This window comes from Shewanella sp. MTB7, assembly GCF_027571385.1.
Taxonomy (GTDB): Bacteria; Pseudomonadota; Gammaproteobacteria; order Enterobacterales; family Shewanellaceae; genus Shewanella.
In genome coordinates this window covers 2407995-2430840 of sequence record NZ_CP085636.1, presented here as the reverse complement: position 1 = coordinate 2430840, position 22846 = coordinate 2407995, and the positions used below count along the sequence as shown (strand labels likewise).

The following is a 22846-nucleotide window of genomic DNA, read 5'->3' as shown; positions in this document are numbered from 1 at the left end:
AGAAATATATATTTAAAATAATATAGCAGTTCTATATTGAACTATTTAATAATAGGCAATAAAAAAGCAAAACCAAGGTTTTGCTTTTTCTGCGTAACTGAGGTGGAATCAACTCAATCTATATTGACTCAAAATCTGATCTAACTCGACAGAGGACTGGCTCAGTTCTGCAGCCAGTATGACTGAGCGCTGAGCCGTCTCTTTAATGATTTGCGATTGATCACGAATGTCATTGAGCTGAGCGGCAATGTCACGTGCCGTCACACTCTGTTCTTCAGCTGAAGCGGCTATTTGAGAACTCATATCAAATACGTCCGCAGTCGAATTCGCCATTGAGTCCACATCTTCTCCTACAGAAACGATAGCATTTCGTCCCTGATCGGCCTGTTCAACAATACTTTTAGTCACCTTTGATAACGTTGAACTGCCCTTTTGTAAACCTTCAATCATCATTTGAATCTCAACAGTTGCAGCCTGAGTCCTGCCCGCTAAAGTTCGAACCTCATCAGCAACAACAGCAAATCCTCTGCCCTGCTCTCCAGCACGAGCAGCCTCGATGGCGGCATTCAATGCCAGCAAATTTGTCTGTTCTGAAATCCCATTGATGGTAGTCACTACGGCGCCAATTTCCGAAGCACTATTAGAAAGTTGTGATACTGAACTCGATGCCGTATCAATCTCATTCACCAAATCTGTGATGCGGGTAACCGCTTCAGCAATACGTTGCTTGCTTGCTTGAGCCTGATGAGTATTCTCTTGGGTCTGGGTTGAAGTATTAGCCGCATTGTGCGAGACCTCTTCGATTGCGGCAGTCATCTGATCCATTGCCACCGCCACACTATCTAAGAACTGATGTTGGCAACCGATTAAATCTTCGCTCTGCTTCGCTTGCTGATCAAATTCATCTGCAGCTTGAGCGAGCGTAGCTGCATTCTGAGCTATCGCTACCACCATCTCACTCATATTGTCGGCACTGCGATCGATTTCGGTGGCGATCATACTAAAATCGTCTTTACCAAAAAATTTCAATCTCTGAGTCAGATCGCCATCAGCCAAACGCTTAATGGCGATATACATATCCCACAAACCGCCACCAAGTGAGGTTGAGGTCCAATAACTGAGTTGAAATAGTGGCAACAGACCGAGCAAAGCGACCCAAAGCATCATATTGGCATTGCTAAGTGCTTGCGCTTCCCACGCTTTCACATTGACATTCAATTGAAGATACTGATGACCCACCGGCGAGGAGACAGTAACAGAATCCCTCTGACGGCGATCAACACTGTTACTATTTAACTGAAGCCCTTGCTCTGAAGCAAAACGAGCAAGCTCATCACCTGTTATCCCTTGAGTGCTTGCAACATTGGCAAATGCATCAAGCATCGATTGTGCTCTTTCCTGAGAGTTTGCAGTAATCTGAGTCTGAACTTGATTAAGATTGACCAAGGCGATACTGGTGGTAATTAACGACACCAAAAGACACAAGAGCCAAAATTTGCCATTGAGGCTCAACTTAATCATCAAAGCATCTATTTTTCTAAACTGGATCTGTTTCATTGTTCCTACAACCTCTTTGTTTAGTAACAGAAATTTATTGTTGTTACTAAACATTATTTTTATTATCGAGTATAAAACCAAAAAACGAATTAACTTTGCGCTATCTCACTAATTTGTCTGGTTAGACGAGCTTATCGATGCTCTATCACTTTGGAAACGCTCCTTCCATTTTAATTTCAATGTCACCAGTACGCCGGTCAATTCTGACATGCTATAGCCTAAGAGTGAACCTATGATTAACGCAGGTAAAATATTGGCAATATCACCGCCCATAGCAAAAGTAATGCAGCAACCAATAAATGCCCCGGGAATAAACGCAAGCTTGCTGTAACTGGCTTGAAGGCACATGGCTGAGGTGACGATCCCCGTAAGTAGATAACCCACCATAGGCGTTTCAAAGTAACTACTACCACTGATGACTAACCAAGCCCAGAATACGCCGGACAGATTGGTGCACCAAGAGATAACGACTCCTTGGAAATTCAATTTCCCCAATGCAAAATAGGTGCTACAACTTAGAAACCCGATCCAAGTGACCAGATGAAAGATATCTGCGACGCCTGCCCAAACAGCCGCAAGTAAGCCTGCCGATATGGCAATTTGCCAACGATGTTCCATGTATGACCCCTCATTACATTGGAATAGTTTTGAATGATAAATTACTCCATTTTTAATAACAAAAATAGGATCAATGCCATAAAACTGGGATTAACTGCGGTTTTATTGGCCGCAGATGTGACTGCAAATAGGTTTTTGTAGTAAAAATACCAACAAAAGGCTATTTCTCAGTTAAATGTCTTCGAGACGAACAGCCAAACGGTTCAAGTTTAAACTAGGTATTTGGAATAGCTTGAGCCTCCTATAAAAGGCGTCAGACACAGCAAACTCTATTTGTCATATTTAATAGAGTGTAAAACAGCTTACAAAAAGAGAGATATGTTGCTATTTTGTACAGAATAAGCGTTTTGCCCTGCACGGTAAAACAAACCGTTCTCGTCTAAATGAGAAATATATGCCCAAGCTACCTCAAAATGCTCATGTTTAAGCTCAGGTAGGATGGTTGAACAAGGCCGTTAACTATAATGAATATATCAAAAAAAATAACTCGATTGTCACCAAAATTAACGTTCTCTAGATTCACAAAAATGCTATTTATACCCAGCCTGATCTTAACATCGCTGCTTCAATCTCAGGCCATTGCAACAGATAACAGCCAACACACTTATAAACTGATCTTTCCCGATGAGATGACTTTTCTAAAAGCCAATATCACACTTCACAATGACAAGATAAAAACAGAACCCCAGCAGAGGGTTATCTGGGTGCCACTGTCAAATGCGGCTTTTAACAGAATAAAGCCTTTCACCACCAGCACAGTCAAGGTGGAAGAATCTGCCAAACTTTATCCCCAAAGAGCGCCAAGTCAAAGCAGTTCATCAATGCAGGGAATAGCGGGTTATAGCTGCTACCCAACGGTTGAGGAGACCCAAAGCGATATCGAACAGCTCGTTGCTCAATATCCAAATTTTGCCAGTATCGAAGATATTGGTGATTCCTGGCAAAAAAAGACGGGCAATGGCGGTTATGATCTTAATGTATTGAAGCTCACTAACGGCCTAGTTACAGGCGAGAAACCTAAGCTGTTTATCCACGCTGCAATGCATGCGAGGGAGTATGCCACGTCCCCTTTGGTATTACAGTTTGCTAAAAATCTACTCAATGAATACAGCAGCGACGCCGACAGCCAATGGATTCTAGACCGCCACGAAATTCATCTACTACTGCATATGAATCCGGATGGACGCAAGAGAGCCGAAAATGGACTGTACTGGCGCAAAAACGAGAACCAAGATTACTGCGCCAGCAATCCCGACGCCATCGGCACCGATCTTAACCGCAATTTTAGTTGGGGCTGGAATACGGTAGAGGAAGGCTCTAGCGGCAATGAATGCAGCCAAGTATTTCGTGGGCCAACGCCGGCATCAGAACCTGAAACACAAGCTGTAGAAAACTATGTGAGAAACCTGTTTGGTGATCACAGAGGACCGAACCGCAATGATGCCGCGCCGGATACCACCCAAGGACTGCATATTGACGTTCATTCCTACAGTGAATTAGTACTTTTTCCATGGGGTGATAATAACACTTTAGCCCCAAATGGTGCGGCGATGCGCGCTCTGGGCAGAAAACTTGCCCGTTACAATGGCTATATGCCGATGCAGAGTGTCGGACTCTACCCAACCGATGGCACCAGCGATAATTTAAGCTATGGCGAATTAGGGATCCCCCACATGACTTTCGAGTTGGGGACTGAATTTTTTCAGAGCTGTTCGGTCTACAATGAGAAGGTATTACCAGACAATCTCAAGGCTCTTAAATATGCCGCGAAAATTGTAGAAGCGCCCTATCTTATCCCCTCTGGCCCTGATATCACCAGTATCAGCATTGTTGGCCACCCCATCGATGCCATTGCGCAAAACTACCGAGTTACACTCAACGTCACCGCATCCGACGATAGATTTAGCAAACGAGGTGGCACTGAAACCACTCAAGATATCTCTGAAATTGCACTTTATATTGACGATGCACCTTGGGATGACGGTCAGACAACGTTGCTCACCCCTTTAGACGGGACGTTTGATGAGAAAACAGAACAGGGTGAGCTTCAAATCAACGCCAGTGATTTAAGTATTGGCCAACATACTCTCTATCTAAAAGCCAAAGACACTAGTGGTCAATGGGGCGCATTATCAGCGCAGTTTATTCAAATTATTACACCTGAGGCCAACCTTGCACCACAAGCCAGTTTTAGTTACCAGTGCGATAAGTTTGTCTGTCAGTTTGACGCCAGTAACAGCGAGGATCCAGAAGGCGATAACTTAACTTATCAATGGCAAATAGCTGAAGCTTCAAGTAGTGAAAGGAGTCCTAGTTATGACTTTTCAAACAGCCAGCTCTCTGACAATAAAGCGCAAATCACACTCACGGTGACCGATCCGCAAGGCTTGAATAACAGTAAGAGTCAAAGCCTAACACTCGACATAAACCAAGCTCCTAGTGCAAGCTTTACCGCCAATTGTACTCATCTTACATGTCAACTGGACGCCAATAGCAGCAGTGATGCTGACGAAGACAGTTTGAGTTATCTATGGGATCTCGGTGATGGCAATAGTGCCGATAAGCTACAGCTATCACATAGTTATAGCCAAGCTGGCACGTATAAGGTGATATTAACGGTCAAGGATGGTAAAGCTGATAGTATATCTGAACAAAGCATCACAGTAACAGCAGTGCCAACACCTGCACCAACAGCAAGTAATAGCTCTGGTGGTGCACTGGGATTCATCAGTTTGTTACTGCTGTCTATCGGTATAAAAAGAAAGAGATAAAATATTCACTGGTTAAACAGTTGATCAGCTACAAATGGATTTTGATCTCGCTCTGAACCAAAAGTTGAAATAGGCCCATGTCCCGGGATGAACTCCACATCTCGGCCCAATGGCCACAGCTTTTTAGTGATCGATGAGATTAAATCATCGTGATTCGATTGCGGAAAATCCGTACGCCCTACTGAGCCATGAAATAACACATCTCCCACCCACGCTGTTTTCGCTTTTTCACAGAAAAAAACCACATGACCAGGCGTATGACCTGGGCAATGCAATACCTTAAGTGTTAACTTACCGATAGTCAGCGTGTCACCATCTTCTAAATACTGATCAGAAACAAAGGGCTCACAGGCCTTTAAACCAAAATGCTGACTTTGATCCGCTAAGCTCTCAAGCCAGAAAACATCCGCTTTATGAGGACCTACTATAGGTATATTGAGTTGTTTTGAGAGTAACTTAGCGCCACCAACATGGTCAATATGTCCATGCGTTAACCATACTTTCTCAAGAGATACGCCCAGTTTTTTTACTTCAGTTAGGATCCGGTCTATATCACCACCGGGATCGATCACAGCCGCTTTCATCGTCTCATCACACCAAACAAGACTGCAATTTTGCTGAAAAGGGGTGACAGGAATGATCTGATACTTCATTAATTGGCCTGCATAAAATGGCTGAACTTCATTTGAATTAAAGTAAGAGGTTACGACAACTCAGAGAAATACTCTAATAACTCTTGCTAAAAGTTCACACTAACTTGATCTCAACAACTAAAAAGGGATTTTGACCAAACCAAATTCTTGTATACAATCGAGCAATAAGAAAAATTTAAGAATTAGGACCACCATGAAACCTGATCTAAGCTTAGCTGGTTTGTCTGCGCATAAACATACTTTCACCTTGCCCCTTAACTATGATGATCCTCAAGGTAAAATGATCCACGTTTTTGCCAGAGAGCTCACCTTAGCGGGTACTAATTCGAATTCAAATGAACTGCCTTTTTTAGTGTTTTTTCAAGGAGGGCCTGGATTTGGAGCCATCAGACCCGTTGCAAATAGCGGCTGGATAAAACGCGCATTAACAGAATTCAGAGTACTACTTTTAGATCAACGCGGAACAGGACTTTCTACCCCAGTCAGCTATTTAAGTCTGGCTCATTTCAACTCTGAGCAACAAGCTGAATATCTGTCACACTTCAGATCTGACAATATCATTCGTGACGCTGAAGCCATTCGAGAACAACTCTGTCCTGGACAAAAATGGAGTATTTTAGGTCAGAGTTTCGGAGGTTTTTGCGTACTAAAGTACCTCAATGATGCCCCTTCAGGACTCAAAGAGGCCTATATCACTGGTGGGATCCCCTCTATTACTCGCGCTGCCGATGAAATTTATCAAGCCACCTACCAAAGAGTCCTAACAAAAAACCACGATTTCTTTACCCGCTTCAGCGATGCACAGCAGCTTATCACTCAGCTTGCCGAGCATATTACCCATCATGAGGTTCGCATCGCTACTGGCGAGCGGCTCACCGTTGAGATGTTACAGTTACTTGGGATCAATATCGGCATGGAGCAAGGCCCTGAAGCGGTATACTACCTTCTGGAGCATGCCCTGATAGAAACGGAGATCGGCACCCATGTAAACCCACTTTTCCTCGCCCACTTCTGTCAGATGTTAGACTTCAATACGAACCCTATTTTTGCCCTACTCCATGAAAGTATTTACTGTCAGCAAACCGCTTCAAATTGGTCAGCTCAACGAGTACGGGCTCAATATGATGAGTTTAACTATGAACTTGGCAAGCCTTTTCTCTTTACCGGAGAGATGGTCTACCCTTGGTTCTTCGAGCAGTTTACTAACTTAAAACCGCTTAAACATGCAGCCAATTTATTAGCCAATAAAAGTGACTGGCCAACACTCTATAACCTGAACACCTTGGTCAACAACCAAGTCCCCGTCGCAGCCGCCATCTACAGCGAAGACATGTTTGTTGAGATGCGCTACAGCCTAGAAACTACCCAGAAAGTGGGCAACCTAAAATACTGGCTGACATCAGAGTATGAACACAATGGCATCCGTATGGACGGGGAGCATATTCTCGACAGATTGATAGCCCTTAATCGTGGTGAACAACTTAGGTAGCTTGTGAGACAACTAGGTTAGGAAACGTGTGTGATAACAAGTTTAAAATATCTTTTTTGATTGGGTTTATTGAGCGGAATTGGTATTTGGTTAGCTAGCTGTAAGCCGTTACTTCAACCCTGTTAATAGCTTGCAGCATACTATAAAAGCTAAAAATAGAGGACGTAAAGACCATCGTTCTTCTAAAGCTTGCAGAAATCATGCCACTCAAACCTGCTACTGCAACTAAGGCGGCTCAGCGATATATTAAACGCATGCAAAAAAAGAAATATTTAGGGGCTTGAAAAATTCTAAATATTGCTTTGGTAAAAAAAATCAACTATCTTTCCATGTGTACGGCGCGTAACTGGGAGGTTGTGCATGTGTGAAATTTATATAAGCGCAGATGTTGCTTTATTTGAATTAAAAACACGCTCTATTCGAATTGATGGCGTAGTTACTACGTATTAGACTTGAATTAGTTTTTTGGGAACTTCTAGATAGAATATCACAAGAAGAAAGCCTAAAACTTTCAGAGTTTTTATCCAGACTGTATTATGAAAAATTAACAGAATGCGGAAGAATCGTTAATTTTTCATCATTTTTACGAGTAGCTTGTACCACTTATCTCAACAATAAAGAACATGTGAAGCTCGAACGGGATTAGGATAATTAAGAAATCGAAATCCGTTCGTAGTCATCAGTTTCCAGCATCACTGAAACCCATGACCGATACTTCAGAATGTCTGCTAGAACGTTAATTCAATTCCCATTGAAACAATATCAACCTCTTCCAAATTTTTATGTTCTAAATGATTGTATTCTGTTAACAGTGTCAGTTGTTTTGAAAATTTATGATACCAACCAACCGCTAATGATTTTGCGTCAAATGTGTTGTTACTCAGTGCCGACTCACCTTCTTGCTCCGTTTTACCCAAAGAAATGAATAATTTTTCGGAGCCAAAAGTATAAGACAATTGCACTAATCTGGCTTTAACGTCTAACTCTTGAAATTTACCTAATTTGTTAAGAACATAACCACCTTGTGAGTTAATTAACGGCCCAATGCCTGAACCATCAAGCGCAGACAAATGTAATACAAAGCCACTTTGTCTAATTAACACACCGTAGTTTATTCCGTAAGATTTAACACTATCTCCCCCAGCTAATAATTGTTCAGACTCTTGAGTTGTACCACCTAAAAAGCCCGTTAAACTACCATCCTGCCATTCTCTATCATAGGTTAACTCTGTCTCAAAACGTGGCTTTTTTTCTTGTGAGTCAATCGTTGCTGTTCGAGCTTGCTTCGATGGATCAACCATAGAAACAGCCAGTTTAAATCCATTCATTTCCGGTGAACGATAGGTAATTTGACCAATCGGTAACGGAAAAGTATGACCAGTACCTAAGTTTCCAAAGGATACAAATTCAAAATCAACCACGCCTAATGTTTGACTAACATTACCAACCCCCATCAAATTAACGTCATTAAAGACCGTGGTACGACTAAAAACCTCAAAATCTTTACCAAATAACACTTCCCCCCACTCCCCTGACACAGTGCCATAGAACTGACGAGTATCTACAACACTGTCTGTAAGCTGAGAATCATCAATTTGATCGCCAACAGACACCCAAAAAGAAGAACGTGCACCAAGGGTTAAGCCACTGTCAGTCGTCTTAGTAAAGTTAAAACCAATCCAGTTAGGGATATAACCGATTCGTACTCTCGATTGTTCTTTATCTATTTTTTCAGGATCCGTAAAATCGGAACTGCTATTAACATAAAAAGCACTCAAAAAAGCATCAACCGATACTTCCATATTGTCTTTATTGTAAAGTTCTACTTTTGCATGACTACTATTAGAGGTTAAGAAAAGTCCTAGCACAACAAGTAACTGATAAAATAGGTGATTATGGTTTAATTTTATTTTTTTTCATTTTTATACCTTTAAATTGTTTTAGTTGATAGCTGGTTAGCAATGAATTTAGCTTGACGGATAGCCAAGGCTACGATAGTCAATGTTGGGTTCTCTGCCGCACTAGTGGTAAATTGACTGCCATCAGAGATGAATAAATTTTTAATGTCATGGGCTTGTCCATGTTTATTGCAGACCCCATCTTTAGGATGTAGGCTCATGCGGCAAGTTCCTAAGTTATGAGTCGATGGATAGGGGGGTACTCGATAAACCTCTTTAGCTCCAACGGCTTTATAAAGCTTTGAGCCCTGCTCAAAAGCGTGTTCACGCATTATTTTGTCGTTAGGATGATCATCGAAGTGTACATTTGGGACAGGTAAACCATGCTGATCTTTATCACTTGGATGAAGTGTGATCCGATTGCTTTCTTGTGGTAAATCCTCACCCACTATCCATAAACCAGCCATATTCTCGTAATTGTCTAAGGCATCGGTGAATTTTTTACCCCATGATCCAGGGTCTATAAATGCAGCCATGAAAGGTAGTCCTAAAGACAACGTTTCCAGTTCATAGCCTCCGACAAAGCCACGTGAAGGGTCATTTTTTGCTTCATCTTGAATAATGCCGGCCATTGTTGTGCCACGCCACATGCGTACTGGTTTATCAAAAGTCGCATAAACCGATCCCGTAGTATGACGCATATAATTACGGCCCACTTGATCAGAAGAGTTAGCCAAACCGTTAGGAAACATTTCAGTTGCCGAATTGAGTAATAAACGAGGCGTTTCTATTGAGTTACCCGCAACACAAACGACTCGGGCTTTTTGCAGTTGTTGAGTGCCCTGTTCATCAACATATAGCACTCCATCTACCAGACCTTTATCGTCATGCTTAATTATCATTACATGACAGCCAGCTCTAAGTTCAAGATTTCCCGTTGCAATCGCCGCAGGTATCTCGGTGTAAAGGGTTGACCATTTAGCTCCCATTTTACAGCCCTGAAAACAAAACCCCAATTGTTGACAGCCTGCACGACCATCACGAGGCAGGCTATTTATCGCCATTCGACCAGTGTGACATTCTTTATAGCCAAGCTTTTCGGCACCTGCATGCATAACTTTAAAATTGCTGTTACCTGGTAACCCTGGGATACCGTTTGTACGAGTGACGCCCATTTTATTTTCAGCCAAATCATAATAAGGGGCCAAGTCATCAAGGGTTATTGGCCAATCCAATAAGTTCGCGCCCTTAATCGAACCATAGGTTGATAGTGCCTTAAATTCATGCGCCTGAATTCGCAAGCTGGCTCCAGCCCAATGTGTTGTCGTTCCTCCTACTGTTTTACATATCCATGCTGGTAGATTAGGAAAGTCCTTACTAACACGCCAACCTCCTGATGTACTCCTATTATCCAACCAGGCCAATTGAGAAAATGATTTCCATTCATCGTTCACAAATGTATTGGTTGATTGTTTGCTTCCAGCTTCTAGTAAAACAACTTTTACGCCCTGCTGGCAAAGTTCATTAGCTAATGTTCCACCTCCAGCACCAGAACCAATAATCACAACTGTATCGCTGTCATTTAAATCAATACTTTTCATTACCTTCCCCTTTATTTTATGTTTTATTTTTTAGTGGACTGGTACTATGTGGAGGTTCAGGCAGCCAATTTAAATCTTGAAAACCACGATTTAAATAACCTCCTTTTTCATAAGAAGGTCCCTCATAACCGAAATGTGCCCAAGCCATTTCATTGTTATAAAGTGAAACAATCGATGTACCGCGAATTTTTTCAAAAAAAACACTATCGACCATCGATAAGATAATCGTGTTTTGTTCTTGATAACTTGCTGATAACCAATTGTTGTTTGTTGACTTTTTATTTAAAGTTGCTACGCCATCAATCAAGAGCTTTTTCACCGCAGGATCATTCGCTGCTGAATTATCTAAATCTTTAACCACTAGAGCATAAACGGCATCTTCAAGATTTTTATGAGGAAATATATGACGTGTTACTATTAAAATCGTTTCTGCAACGTTATCGGGTAATGCTGTTAAAGGTAATGACCAACTTCTCGCGGGGGCCATAATAGAAAACAAACCGCTGGTAGCTATTAATGTCCCAGTGAGCATGCCAATACTTATTTTAATGAATTTTCGTTTAGATTCCTGTTGTTTATCAATCATAATAATCACCTTGTTTAATTTTATTTTATTGGTAATGACCATTGCGTTGTAAAATCTCAATTTTATATCCATCAGGATCACTGATGAAGAAAAACCTTGCGATTAACACTTCCTTATCTTTAAAATTATTTATTACTCCGGCGTTTACTCCTAATGCATTAATTTTTTTGTGAATAGCATCCAAATCGTTAACAACAAAAGCAATGTGGCCATATCCATCACCTAATTCGTAAGGGACCGTTCTATTTTTGTTGAACGTTAATTCTATCTCAAAGTCACTATGCTTATTTCGCAGGTAAAGTAATTTGAATTCCGGATAGTCTAAGCAATATGTCTCTTTTAAATCAAAAATATCCTGATAAAAACTCTTTGATTTCTGTAGATCTAAAACTCTGATCATCGTATGAATTATTTTCGGCAATATACTCTCCTTTCTGATATTTCATGACAGTTTTTCCACTGTACAGTACTAAAAAATGATAGTGGTAGTAGCGGGTTGTTAAATTGATATGATAGTTAAAAAACGTTCTTATATGCTCTTAGTGCTGTGAATACAGCTATTTCAGAGGCAAACTGGACGTTAAAATGATGCTCAAGATTGAGTTTTATTTCCTGACTGTCGCAACGTAAAAACGGGTTGATTAGTCGCTCTCTAGCTATGGTGGTGGGGAGCAAGACTTGACGGCCTAATCGTAAATGGTCAACATATTCACTGTATATAAGTAGATCAACGTTTTTCGGATCAATCAAGATTGCAAATCTTAAGTTCTCCTGAGTGTATTCATGTGCAGGATATACTTCTAGCTCTGATGGTAAAGTTGATAATTTATCCAATGATGTCTTCAATTGATTAGCTGTACCACTAAATACCCGACCACAACCTCCTGAGAATAGTGTGTCACCACAAAACAGCATTTGATGATTAACAAAAGCAATATGTCCTAATGTATGCCCGGGTATGTCTAAAATATCAAAGGTTATTTCCATCGGCTCTATTGTGATGCGGTCAGGCTCAGACAGTTCAATATTACCGCCATCAACAGGCTCATTTCTTGGGTAATATACATTAATATTCCAACCATTAAATTTACAGTAAGATATTAATTCCTTAACACCATCTACGTGATCTCTATGAGAGTGAGTAATAAGTATTGCACATAATTTAGCTTTACTCTGTTGCAGGAATTTAATGCAAATATTGGCATCTCCAGGATCGACAAAAGCACAGTAGTTAGTGCCTTGTTGGTGTAATACCCAGATGTAGTTATCGTTATAAGCTGGAAGTGGAGTTATTTTTAACATGGTATTTAATAATGTAGTTGTAAAAATGAGATGTGAATTTATCATGATTTATTTTAAGATAGGTAACATGTAGCTAATACAAAATTATTAATATTATTTTTAAATAAGTTTATTCTATGAACATAGTAGATAGAGTTAAGTGAAATCATGAATTTAAATAGTTAACTACTTTGTAGTATTCCTATGTTACCAGAATTATCATCTATTGTTATTAAATTGATCTTAACTGCTTTGTAAATCACTATTAAAATTCTATAAGGGAATCACAATGGTCGAAGCATTAATGACTAATGGTGGTTTTGTCGAAGGCCATGAGTAATATTGAAGATGACTATGGCTTATATTAGCTATATATCCAGAATCTGAATATTTACGTTTGAATGCTAAAGTTATCGTGGCTGTTCAAGATGTTACAACCCTTAACAAGGCAATTTCATCAGTATTCAACGGTTCACAATTACTCAGTCTTTCTGGTGTAATAAAGGGTAAGAATTAACAGCCCTTACTGCCGCCAAAATACAATTTGCGGCATCGTTATTATTTTTATTGAAGCGAAGGAGTCATTATGTGTCAACTTTTCATTAATGCTGATTGTCGGTCATGGATCAATCGAAGCCGATCACTTCGCATAGATGGGGTTGTTACCTCAATTCGTTTAGAGGTTTTTTTTTGGGATATATTAGAAGAATTATCATTTCGAGATAAAATGACGATAAATCAAGTAATTACTAAGTTGTACCATGAATCTCTTGATGCTGATCATGATATAAGTAATTTCACGTCTTTTTTAAGAGTTTGCTGTTCACGCTACTTATCACTAATAGCCGATGGAGAACTCACTCGGGTGAGTGAAAACGCCTTAAATGATATCAATGCGCAGAATATATTAGAAGAACAACATCTGAGAAAGAGTCAGCGAAAAGAGGGGTTCAGCTTATCTCTAGGAAATTCTCAAATAATTTCTCTTAACTTCAAAAACTAGACACACATGGTGCTATTTGATCTAATTAATGTCACCAAGAGCAAACCTGATAACATCATCATGCGCTATATTATGATATTACATCAGCCACTTGTAGAACAAGGGTCTAAAATTCATAAAAAACCTTAATTCTCTGATAGTTGCGACTAAATCATTGTTTGATAAAAATCAACTATTACTGGTTCAATTAGACTGTAATTTTCAAGAGAAAGTGCTAACTAAACATAGTATTAAACGCATTGATAGTTTATTGGGTAATTCGCACCTGAAAGCGGATAGGCTCGATATTTTACTGGCATGCAAAGTAACTGTGCTAGTCCTATGATTATCGTGCATATTGACTGTGACTAATGCGGACTACCGCAATATTGGGTTCCAACAGGTTTCCAGCTATGGTTGGTTATTGTTAGACCGAGTCCGTGGTGATGTAAACTATCAAGATTTAGGAGAAAGCCTAAGGCACTGTAAGAGATTATGTCTTAGACGCTTAGATGTTTTATTCATTATTGCTATGCTCGCTGAAATTGTGCTTTGGCTCATTGGTATTATAGCCAATCACATCGGTTGGCATCATCACTTCCAAACGAACAAACTCAAGAACAGCATCTATCATGGGAAGTGGTTGAAAACATAAAAAGATCATATCGCTTGTAAGGCCAAAATAATGAGGCCAGCCACTAGAGCTTATCTACTTAAAACTATTTAGTTAAAAAAATCAAATATAGGTTACTTATATAATGTCAAATCGTTCATTAATTACATGCTTTAAAAAGATTGTTGGTATACGCTATGTTCTCACTAGTGAACGAGCCACTGCTCCGTTTCGGAATGGCTTTCGTGAAGGTCATGGTCCCGCCATTGCCGTTGTTAAACCATCGACTCTTTGGCAGCAATGGCAACTATTAGAAGTCTGCGTAAAAGAAAATATTATTGTCATAATGCAAGCAGCAAATACTGGCTTAACAGGTGGTTCAACACCTAGCCAAGGCTGTGATCGAAACACCGTAATAATCAACACCACGCGAATTAATGACATCCATGTATTAGCGCTACAGCAACAGATAGTCGCCTTTCCCGGCGCAAGTCTATTTTCATTAGAAAAAGCCCTAGCTCCTTATGATCGAGTGCCACACTCTGTAATTGGATCGTCTTGTATTGGTGCATCAATAGTTGGTGGAATATGTAACAACTCGGGTGGAGCATTGGTAGAGCGAGGTCCTGCTTACACAGAGCTTGCATTATATGCTCAAGTAAATAAACAGGGGACATTAAGCTTAGTCAATGAGCTTGATATTGAGTTAGGTGATACTCCACAAGAGATACTTACCAATTTACAAAACAAAAAATATTTAATTGAAGATATAAAAACCACAAATAAGCTGGCTTCAGATCGCGACTATGCTGATTGGGTTCGTCAAATTGGAGATGATACTCCTGCGCGTTTTAATGCAGATCCAAGGCGTTTGAACCAAGCTAGTGGCTGTGCTGGCAAGCTAGCTATTTTTGCTGTGCGAGTGGATACTTTTTTAAAGAATAAGAATGAGCATACTTTTTACTTAGGTACTAACTCAACCCAAGCATTACAAACCGTTAGGAAAACGTTACTTAAAAAATCAACTAGTTTGCCCGTCTACGCTGAATACTTACATCGTGACATTTTTGAGTTGGCAGATAAATATGGCCGAGATACAGTACTACTCATTAAATATTTAGGAACGAATTGGTTGCCTAAAATTTTTAATATCAAGCGTCAATTAAATACACTTTCCCAGCATATTCCATTTTTAAAGCAAGGCTTCATAGACAATGTAATCTATAAATTAGCAGCACTTTTTCCTAGCCAGACACCAAAAAAGCTTCACCAATGGAATGAGATATACGAACATCAATTGATCTTAACAGTAAAGGGAGATGTTAAAGAAGAAACCGAATCACTCTTGGATGATATAAAAAAACAACATAATTTAAGTTATTTTCTCTGCAATGAAGAGGATGCAAAGTCTGCTTATTTATTGCGCTTTGCAGCGGCTGGCGCTGCGATTCAATACGCAGCAATAAACAATCAAGAAGTCGAGTCAATCGTTGCGCTTGATATTGCTTTAAAACGCAATGATACCGATTGGTTTGAAACCTTACCTGAAGAACTTAACTGTAAGTTAGTTAATAAGCTTTATTATGGCCACTTTCTATGTCATGTGTTCCATCAAGATTACTTAGTTCGCAAAGGCGAAAATGCTAAAGATATTAAAAAAGCTATGTTATTGCTGCTTGAAAAACGTGGTGCCGAATACCCAGCAGAGCATAACGTAGGCCACCATTATGACGCTAAGCCACCCTTGGCTGATTATTATAGGACGCTAGATCCAACTAATACCTTAAATGCAGGAATTGGTGGAATGTCTAAAAAGCTAAACTATGATAAATAGTCGAGGTTAGATGTGAACGTTTTTTTATCTAATTTGAAAGTGTGTTTGGCGATCGTTTTTTATCTGTGCTCTTATACTCCTTTTTAGAGGGAGTTAAACATACATATTGAGTTATACAAGCAACGTTTTGCAGGATCCATGGCAATCTCTAAAGTGTAAAAAACAACTACCCACTTTTTGATGTACTATTTAGCTCATTGTGTGTGGTTATTGCAGGGCTATAGGTGGTCCTATTAGATAATACATCTTTGGACATCATGCATGCCTCAAAGAACAAGGTACCTTTTTAGACGACATTCTGAAGACATTGCTAGGCTTATTCAATCTTTCTTGGCAATGGGCAGCAGGTAAGCTGTGTCTTGGCTTAAACCAGAAGAGGCTGTTCGTTGAGCCTCTTCACATATCAAAGGAGATAATCCGCAGGTCTCATGTCCATACAGATGGTTTTAGTTTTTGATTTCGCATCTGAAGGCAATTGCTAAAAACAGGCGTTAAAACTGAGTTTAGATCGGTGATCTGAAACGGCTAACACTTGTCCATGAAAGTTGGAAAGTACGGTAACGTATTCTCGTCCTTTTTTAATGGCTGTTTCGTCAATTAACAATGACTCAATCGAGCAAGTTGTTCGATATGCTCCCTCCTAAAAACGTCCCTTTCCATTATCCGATCAATTGCTTCCCAGCTTAATTTAAAGAATTTACTAACCACATTTAACATACTCATGACTAACATCGCCAACACTCCCACTTCGAGTAGTTCAGTGTGGCGGCTACTCTCGTAAACCTAGGGAATTTGAGGTGTCTGATAGCCATGGTTCAGGCAATGAATTCACGGAATTGTGGAGTGAAAGCTGGCAAACGGGGCAAACTAAATAACCTCTATGTACATAGTTCACAATCACCGTAATACTTTGATGTTGTTCATCAAACTGAACGTCAGAGACTAGCCATGGTGCTTTTGAGTCTAAGGTTTTTTGATATAAAGCTGTTTCGTTCATAAGTAACTTGGATGAGAAAACGTATTGGGGAGTTGATCTTAAAAGTTGTGTTTCCCACCATTTTCGACGAAGACCCACAAATAAACAGTGAGTGACTCAAAAGAGTTCTATGTGGCTGCCATAGGCGTCTTATATTCCTAACAAAATTAAGACTAATACGTTAGCACGAGAACCACTGGTAATTATCTCTAACATTGAAGGGGGGTTTTCGGCTTACTCTGACAAGTCAAAAATCAAAGAGATAGATAAATAGATGTAGAAGTAGATGCGGTGGTGAGTTTCCCAAACAGGGTGAGCGAACGCGAAGTGATCCCCTCTCCTAGAACCTTCTCAAAGAAAAAGTGCATATCCCGCTGGAGGCGATAAACGACAATGAAAGGTACAACTTTCAACAATCAAACCCTGTACCAAACTCAGCTTAAAGCTAAACCAGAAAATGTCATCAGACTTCATTCGAAGGCTTATTACATTTTTGCCTCATCAGATCTGCAACTTGATTTGCAACTTGCAACACATTTATTCACCCCTAAACCAAAACCATTGTAACCAACTGTATTTATTGGTAAATAATTTTGGCATGGAGTCTGCAGAGTAAACGTTAGCTAAATACAATAAGGAAATCCTAATGAAAAAAACATACTCATTAATGATTTGTAGTGGCATGCTATTCACCCAAGGGATAAGTTGGGCTGATGAATTTGAAGCCTGCCCTACCCAAGCTTTTATTATTCAAACTCCCTCATCTGTCCCAAAAACATATGGTGTTGATCTGGCAACGGGTAGTTACACAGTATTAGAAAATGATATGGGCACAACTAAGTCCTATAACGGTGTTGGATTTAATTATCATGATAACTATATCTATGGCTGGGATTATCAGAATGCGACCTTAGGAAAAACAGGTGATGACTATCAAATAGTTCCACTTACCATCACCAAAGATAGCGCCTCTGCAAGCGCTGGTAACATATATGTAGGTGATATTGCTATCAATGAAAACACTTGGTACGGATATCGCAAAGGTAAAGGTCTTTTCACCATTCCCCTCGGTGATCCAAGTAGCTACAACATGACTAGAGTCTCAGGTAGTAACACTAACGCTACCTATAATATTACTGATTTAGCCTTTCACCCAACCGATGGTTATATCTATGCAATCACCAATGGCAGCACAGGTAAACTACTCCGCATCGATCCCGCTGATGGGTCGTCAACAAACTTAGGCACAGTCGCGAGCTCCACTTCAGGTAATTTTATTTTTGGTGCCCAATTTTTTGACCCTAGTGGTAATCTTTATACCAGTAATAATGCCAACGGAAATATTTATCGCGTTAATGTAGAGCAGGCATCACCAACGGCTGAACTGTTTGCCTATGGTCCATCATCATCAAGTAATGATGGCGCTCGTTGTGCCCTAGCAGAGGTGCCTATTGGGAACAATGTCGACTTTGGTGATGCACCTGACAGTTATGGCACTTTAATGGATAGTAATGGTGCAAGGCACACCATTGTTTCAGGTTTTTATTTAGGTAGCAGTATTGATAATGAATCTGATGGGTACACATACCCCTTAAGTGACGATGCCAGTGATGGATCTGACGATGAAGATGGCGTAAGTATGCCAACAGGATTTGAAATTGGTGAACAAGCCATTTTGCTCGTCGATGTCACAGGTGATGATGGTTACCTTAACGGCTGGATAGATCTAAATCAAAATGGTGAATTTGAATTAGAGGAGCAAGTCGTCCTCGCTGAACCCTTAGATGATGGTAGCAATACCATCGTTATTGATATCCCGAGTTGGGCAGAAACAGGAGGTACTTGGGCTCGTTTTCGCCTCAGTACTCAACAAGATATTGCCTCGACTGGTGGTATAGGTGACGGGGAAGTGGAAGATTACCCTATCACTTTAACCGAAACTGGAGTCTCGATTAACTATTATCCCTCCTCTTCAACATTTACCTCCTTGGCCTATGAAGATCTTTACCCAGATCAAGGTGACTTTGATATGAATGATGTTGTTGTGAAATTACGTATTGCGGAATATGTCAAAGACGATAAGGTACGACGCATAGCATTAACTATGCAACTAGCGGCAATGGGAGCCGCATACCACAACGGTTTTGGTGTTCAACTCCCCGGTGTAGCCCGAAGTAAGGTAAAAGAGAGCTTAATAAACTGGAATATTGATGGCATCACCCAATCGGAATCAACCTTAGAAACTGAACAAAGCAATGCCGTATTTATCTTTACACAAGACTTATCAGATCATGTCACCATAGCCCATGGGTGTACTTACCTCAGAACTGAATCAGGCTGCGGTAGTGCTTACCGTTCGACCTGGGAAATGAGTATTCCTTTCGACACTCCCGTTGATAAAACTTCAATGCCTGAATTCCCCTATGATCCCTTTATTTTTGCCACACCAAATACCGACCATGGTGAGATAGCAAAATATTATACAGGTGGTAATAATCCAGGTAGAAAATGGGAAGTTCACTTAAAAAATCGAGCTCCAACCGATAAATTTGAATCTGCCTACCTAGGTGCTAGAGATGACGCCGCCAATTCTAGTGCTGGACAGTACTTCCTCACTGACAATGGCATGGCATGGGCATTAGAAGTGCCATCCGATTGGCAACACCCTATGGAAAAAAAGCGTCTCGATAGTGCTTATACTGACTTTGTTGATTTTGCCGCTGATAGCACTGGCGATACAAATGAAACCTGGTACACCAATCCTACAAATTCATTGATATTTACTGAGCAATAGCTAAGGAACTCACTATGACTAACCAAACAGTTGTCACTTCTAAGCAAAAGAACAGAGCACAGAGTCAAAAGTCAGTGACTGAGCAACTTAATCCGCTTGGTATAATCATTGCTTTTACTCTCATAGGGTTAGTAGGTGGTTGTGGTGGAGGCGATGGAGGTGGAGAAGCCATATCAGCCCCAATCACAACACCGGATCCAGATCCCGTGACAGCGCCGACCTCACTAGATGATCTGGTGATCGCTGCAGATAATATTATCGAGTCCTCCTATCAGTTGGATATCGATGTTGCAATGAATAATCAACAACGAGCCTACTTTTCACTCTGCGGTGACTATCAGGTTTCAGGCAGTAGTTACAAAGTGGATTACGACTCTTGTTTATACAGAGGGCCACTAGATGAAGGCAACTTGTCAGCGAACATAAAAGTAGCTAACCATCAAAGTAAATTAATGGTGGTTATCTGGCATTATGATGGTAGCGCCCCTAGTTACCAGCTCTGGCAATATGATACTAATCTAGAGCAGCAGTCACTGACAATGAATGAATAAAATGTCAGTTAAGTTCGCAAAAAAGCGCAGTCACTCACTGCGTTTTTCATTGTTTAGCTAATAAAAAATCCATTTTATATCATAGTAATACAGTCTCTGTTTGATGTGGAAGCTCGACCAATACGAATCGTTAAGCATGTACTCTGTTTGTGCTGCAAGTCATCATCATTTCTTAGGGACTTTTCCTGGGCTAATGCCAACAATTTTCTTAAATGCTTTGCCAAATGAAGCCTCAGATTTATACCCTACCTGTTCTGCAATACTCAACATAGATTCGTTGCCTTCTGCAAGTAATCCATAAGCTATGTGCATCCGCCACTGGCTCAAATAAGCTAACGGCGTCATGCCCACGATAGATTGAAAGCGGTTTGCAAAAGAGGTGCGTGACATAGACACTGAGCGCCCCAGAGCTTCAACAGTCCAGAGCTTAGACGGCTGTTGATGAATTAGACTAAGCGCTCGACTGAGTTTGTCATCGGCTAGGGCTTGAAAGTAACCAAGGGGGTTTTGTTGATGATTCATATGCCAGCGCAATAACTGAATCACCAGCACTTCAGTGAGACGATCGACCACCACAGCATTTCCCGGCAACAGTGAGCGAGATTCATAGGCCAATGTCCTAATCAAATGATTAAGCCAAGCGAGTTCAGGCTCCTCCTCTGTTTTAATATGTAACATGGACGGCATATCACGTAATAGGGGCAAATAAGTATCTGTTTGGTATTGAAAGTAACCACACAAAAGCGTCACCACATTCTGTCCGTCAGAAAAGGGGCTCTTGTTCGACCGTATCCTCTGTAACACCTCATTACCGGGCATCATTTGGCTGTCAGGCTGATCGCTAACTTGGTGAGGTGAGCCAGTGGGAAAAGCGATGATATCCCCTGCCGATAGAAAAATTGGGCTGGTTTGCTCAGGTACTGTAAGCCAAGCGCTACCGCGTATCACCACATGAAACGTTCCACATTCAGCCTGTGGTTCATCGATTCCCCAAGGAGAGGAAAACTCAGCGCAGTAGTAACTGCTAGCATAAAGTCTAATAGCACGCAGAACATCAGAAAGAACGTCCAGATATGGCCCCTTCTCCAGACTAAGATCCCGCACACCATTAAGTTCAAGATTTTTATTCGACATGTTCATAGGAATACACCTTTACCTCACCATTAAACAATAAAATGTACGATGTGACATAAAAGACACCTCATGCGTCATGGATAGTGCGAATTAAATCCTAAATAATGCCCCTAATATCATTTGGACTATTCAAGATTCTCTCTAAATTAACCATAGATCCTGCAGTTGGTAAGTGACTGAGAACCATGGTTGAAACTTGAATATAACATTAAAAACAAGGCGCAACACAAACAGCCGCATAATACGCACCAGCAGCCACTATAAGTTTAGTACGTGACAAAAAGGCAGTTATTTGTTTTGATATTTAACAACAACTAAGATAAATATTTTAAATGACTAAGCTAAGGAATCTGACATGTCCGTTTATATAAACAGATTAAAAACAGGATTAATAACCAGTGCTCTGGTTTTATTAGTAGGTGCCATATTCCAAATGACGCCTGCATTTGCAAGTCATCACTTTGAGAGTGAGCTTGCGGTGAAGAACCCGCAGTTTGATTTAACCGACATGTTTGTATTTGAATCTGAACAAAGTGGTTACACAGCCTTTATGATGAACGTCAACCCAACAACCGGCACGGATGGTAATGCAGCCTTTGGTGAAAATGGCGTATATAGTTTCCACATTGCCAGCGATAAGGAGTTCAAAAAAGGCGGGATCACGATCACCGCCTATCTGGACAAAGACAAATTAGTATTTGGCATTGTAGAGGGGGCTAACCAAGCGGTAGGTGCTAAAGGAAGAGTAATAGGTAAAGCTACAGTAGGCAAAGCGTCCACATTCAACGATGGTATCCGAGTCTGGTCCGGAGCTGCACATGATACTTTTGTCGGCAACTCTGAGGGCATTATTGGTTTTATGACTCAACTCCTTGGAGAAGGTACATTGGCACTTCCAGCTTTTGATAAAGGCGTCGATCTGTTTAAAGATTTCCAAAGCAGCGTTATTGTTGTTGAAGTCCCAAACACCATGCTACCTGGGAACATCCATGTCTATGCCACAACTGCCATGTACAACGTCGATCAGTGGGTTCAGGTGAATAGGCTTGCTAACCCTTTGATGACACATATGTTTATGGTCAATAATAAAATGGAAATATCAGAGCATATTCAACACCGTCCCGATTCTGATTTAACCCGCGCCTATGCTGTATCCGGCACGGTATTACGAGCAGTGACTCTCGATAATAAATTGCCAAGCCCAGTTGCATACGCAGATTCAGTAGCCGTAAAACTGCTACCGGATATGATCCCATACAATGTAGGAACAGAGGCTGCTTATACTTTTGAGAAGATCAATGGCCGTAAACCCAGTGATGATGCAATGGATGCTGCACTCAGCATTTTTGTTGGCAGAGAGGTAACAGATCATGCCAATACGTTTAATCGTCACCCCGAGTCGTTTCCCTATGTTGTCCCCATTAAGAACTAATGGTAAAAGGACAATGTAGCAGCGAAATTCATAGTCATTGATATAGGTAAGTGCAAATGAGATATAAATATTTCTT

At 40.6% G+C, this 22846-nt stretch carries 17 protein-coding genes and 1 pseudogene; 8 read left to right on the top strand and 10 right to left on the bottom strand.

Annotation, left to right across the window (positions count from 1 at the left end; all coding sequences use genetic code 11):
- Positions 1-108: 108 nt before the first annotated feature.
- The gene (locus tag HWQ47_RS10335; protein ID WP_269971033.1) at positions 109-1557 is read right to left on the bottom strand and encodes a methyl-accepting chemotaxis protein; all 1449 of its coding nucleotides are present in this window, start codon (positions 1555-1557) and stop codon (positions 109-111) included.
- Positions 1558-1665: 108 nt separating this feature from the next.
- Positions 1666-2175 carry a DUF1097 domain-containing protein gene (locus HWQ47_RS10330; RefSeq protein ID WP_269971032.1) on the bottom strand — a complete coding sequence of 170 codons (510 nt, stop codon included), beginning with the start codon at positions 2173-2175 and terminating at the stop codon, positions 1666-1668.
- Between the two features lie 527 nt (positions 2176-2702).
- On the opposite strand from HWQ47_RS10330, the gene HWQ47_RS10325 reads away from it, so the two are divergent.
- Positions 2703-4946 (top strand): M14 family zinc carboxypeptidase, encoded by a 2244-nt coding sequence (locus tag HWQ47_RS10325; RefSeq protein ID WP_269971031.1) that lies wholly within the window; start codon positions 2703-2705, stop codon positions 4944-4946.
- Between the two features lie 5 nt (positions 4947-4951).
- Here the strand turns inward: HWQ47_RS10325 and HWQ47_RS10320 are convergent, their stop codons facing one another.
- Positions 4952-5599 (bottom strand): MBL fold metallo-hydrolase, encoded by a 648-nt coding sequence (locus HWQ47_RS10320; RefSeq protein ID WP_269971030.1) that lies wholly within the window; start codon positions 5597-5599, stop codon positions 4952-4954.
- A gap of 193 nt (positions 5600-5792) precedes the next feature.
- On the opposite strand from HWQ47_RS10320, the gene HWQ47_RS10315 reads away from it, so the two are divergent.
- Both HWQ47_RS10315 and HWQ47_RS10310 read left to right on the top strand, forming a co-directional pair.
- Positions 5793-7088 (top strand): alpha/beta fold hydrolase, encoded by a 1296-nt coding sequence (locus HWQ47_RS10315; RefSeq protein ID WP_269971029.1) that lies wholly within the window; start codon positions 5793-5795, stop codon positions 7086-7088.
- 445 nt (positions 7089-7533) lie between these two features.
- Positions 7534-7734 (top strand): ribbon-helix-helix domain-containing protein, encoded by a 201-nt coding sequence (locus tag HWQ47_RS10310; RefSeq protein WP_326515416.1) that lies wholly within the window; start codon positions 7534-7536, stop codon positions 7732-7734.
- 82 nt (positions 7735-7816) lie between these two features.
- Here HWQ47_RS10310 and HWQ47_RS10305 read toward each other — a convergent pair whose 3' ends face one another.
- The 5 genes from HWQ47_RS10305 to gloB all read right to left on the bottom strand — a co-directional run bounded on the left by HWQ47_RS10305 (position 7817) and on the right by gloB (position 12520).
- Positions 7817-8956 (bottom strand): porin, encoded by a 1140-nt coding sequence (locus HWQ47_RS10305; RefSeq protein ID WP_269971028.1) that lies wholly within the window; start codon positions 8954-8956, stop codon positions 7817-7819.
- 62 nt (positions 8957-9018) lie between these two features.
- Positions 9019-10587: a GMC family oxidoreductase gene (locus HWQ47_RS10300; RefSeq protein ID WP_269971027.1), complete on the bottom strand. Its 1569-nt coding sequence runs from the start codon at positions 10585-10587 to the stop codon at positions 9019-9021.
- A 16-nt stretch (positions 10588-10603) separates the two neighbouring features.
- Positions 10604-11173: a hypothetical protein gene (locus HWQ47_RS10295; protein WP_269971026.1), complete on the bottom strand. Its 570-nt coding sequence runs from the start codon at positions 11171-11173 to the stop codon at positions 10604-10606.
- Positions 11174-11198: 25 nt separating this feature from the next.
- The gene (locus HWQ47_RS10290) at positions 11199-11594 is read right to left on the bottom strand and encodes a VOC family protein (protein WP_269971025.1); all 396 of its coding nucleotides are present in this window, start codon (positions 11592-11594) and stop codon (positions 11199-11201) included.
- 95 nt (positions 11595-11689) lie between these two features.
- Positions 11690-12520: a hydroxyacylglutathione hydrolase gene (gene gloB / locus HWQ47_RS10285; RefSeq protein ID WP_269971024.1), complete on the bottom strand. Its 831-nt coding sequence runs from the start codon at positions 12518-12520 to the stop codon at positions 11690-11692.
- A 520-nt stretch (positions 12521-13040) separates the two neighbouring features.
- Here gloB and HWQ47_RS10280 point away from each other — a divergent pair.
- Complete coding sequence (locus tag HWQ47_RS10280; RefSeq protein ID WP_269971023.1) at positions 13041-13457, top strand: ribbon-helix-helix domain-containing protein; 417 nt, start codon at positions 13041-13043, stop codon at positions 13455-13457.
- A gap of 737 nt (positions 13458-14194) precedes the next feature.
- On the top strand, positions 14195-15883 hold the full coding sequence (dld, locus tag HWQ47_RS10275; protein WP_269971022.1) for a D-lactate dehydrogenase: 1689 nt from the start codon (positions 14195-14197) through the stop codon (positions 15881-15883).
- Positions 15884-16198: 315 nt separating this feature from the next.
- Here the strand turns inward: dld and HWQ47_RS10270 are convergent.
- Positions 16199-16880, bottom strand: a pseudogene (locus HWQ47_RS10270) (transposase); the annotation flags it as partial.
- A 625-nt stretch (positions 16881-17505) separates the two neighbouring features.
- Between HWQ47_RS10270 and HWQ47_RS10265 the strand changes: the two are divergent.
- Both HWQ47_RS10265 and HWQ47_RS10260 read left to right on the top strand, forming a co-directional pair.
- Positions 17506-19653: an LruC domain-containing protein gene (locus tag HWQ47_RS10265; RefSeq protein ID WP_269971021.1), complete on the top strand. Its 2148-nt coding sequence runs from the start codon at positions 17506-17508 to the stop codon at positions 19651-19653.
- Between the two features lie 14 nt (positions 19654-19667).
- On the top strand, positions 19668-20204 hold the full coding sequence (locus HWQ47_RS10260; protein ID WP_269971020.1) for a hypothetical protein: 537 nt from the start codon (positions 19668-19670) through the stop codon (positions 20202-20204).
- A gap of 165 nt (positions 20205-20369) precedes the next feature.
- Here the strand turns inward: HWQ47_RS10260 and HWQ47_RS10255 are convergent, their stop codons facing one another.
- Positions 20370-21344 carry an AraC family transcriptional regulator gene (locus HWQ47_RS10255; RefSeq protein WP_269971019.1) on the bottom strand — a complete coding sequence of 325 codons (975 nt, stop codon included), beginning with the start codon at positions 21342-21344 and terminating at the stop codon, positions 20370-20372.
- A gap of 349 nt (positions 21345-21693) precedes the next feature.
- Between HWQ47_RS10255 and HWQ47_RS10250 the strand changes: the two genes are divergently transcribed.
- Entirely contained in the window at positions 21694-22770 is a 1077-nt protein-coding gene (locus HWQ47_RS10250; RefSeq protein ID WP_269971018.1) for a DUF4331 family protein, read from the top strand.
- Positions 22771-22846 lie beyond the last annotated feature (76 nt).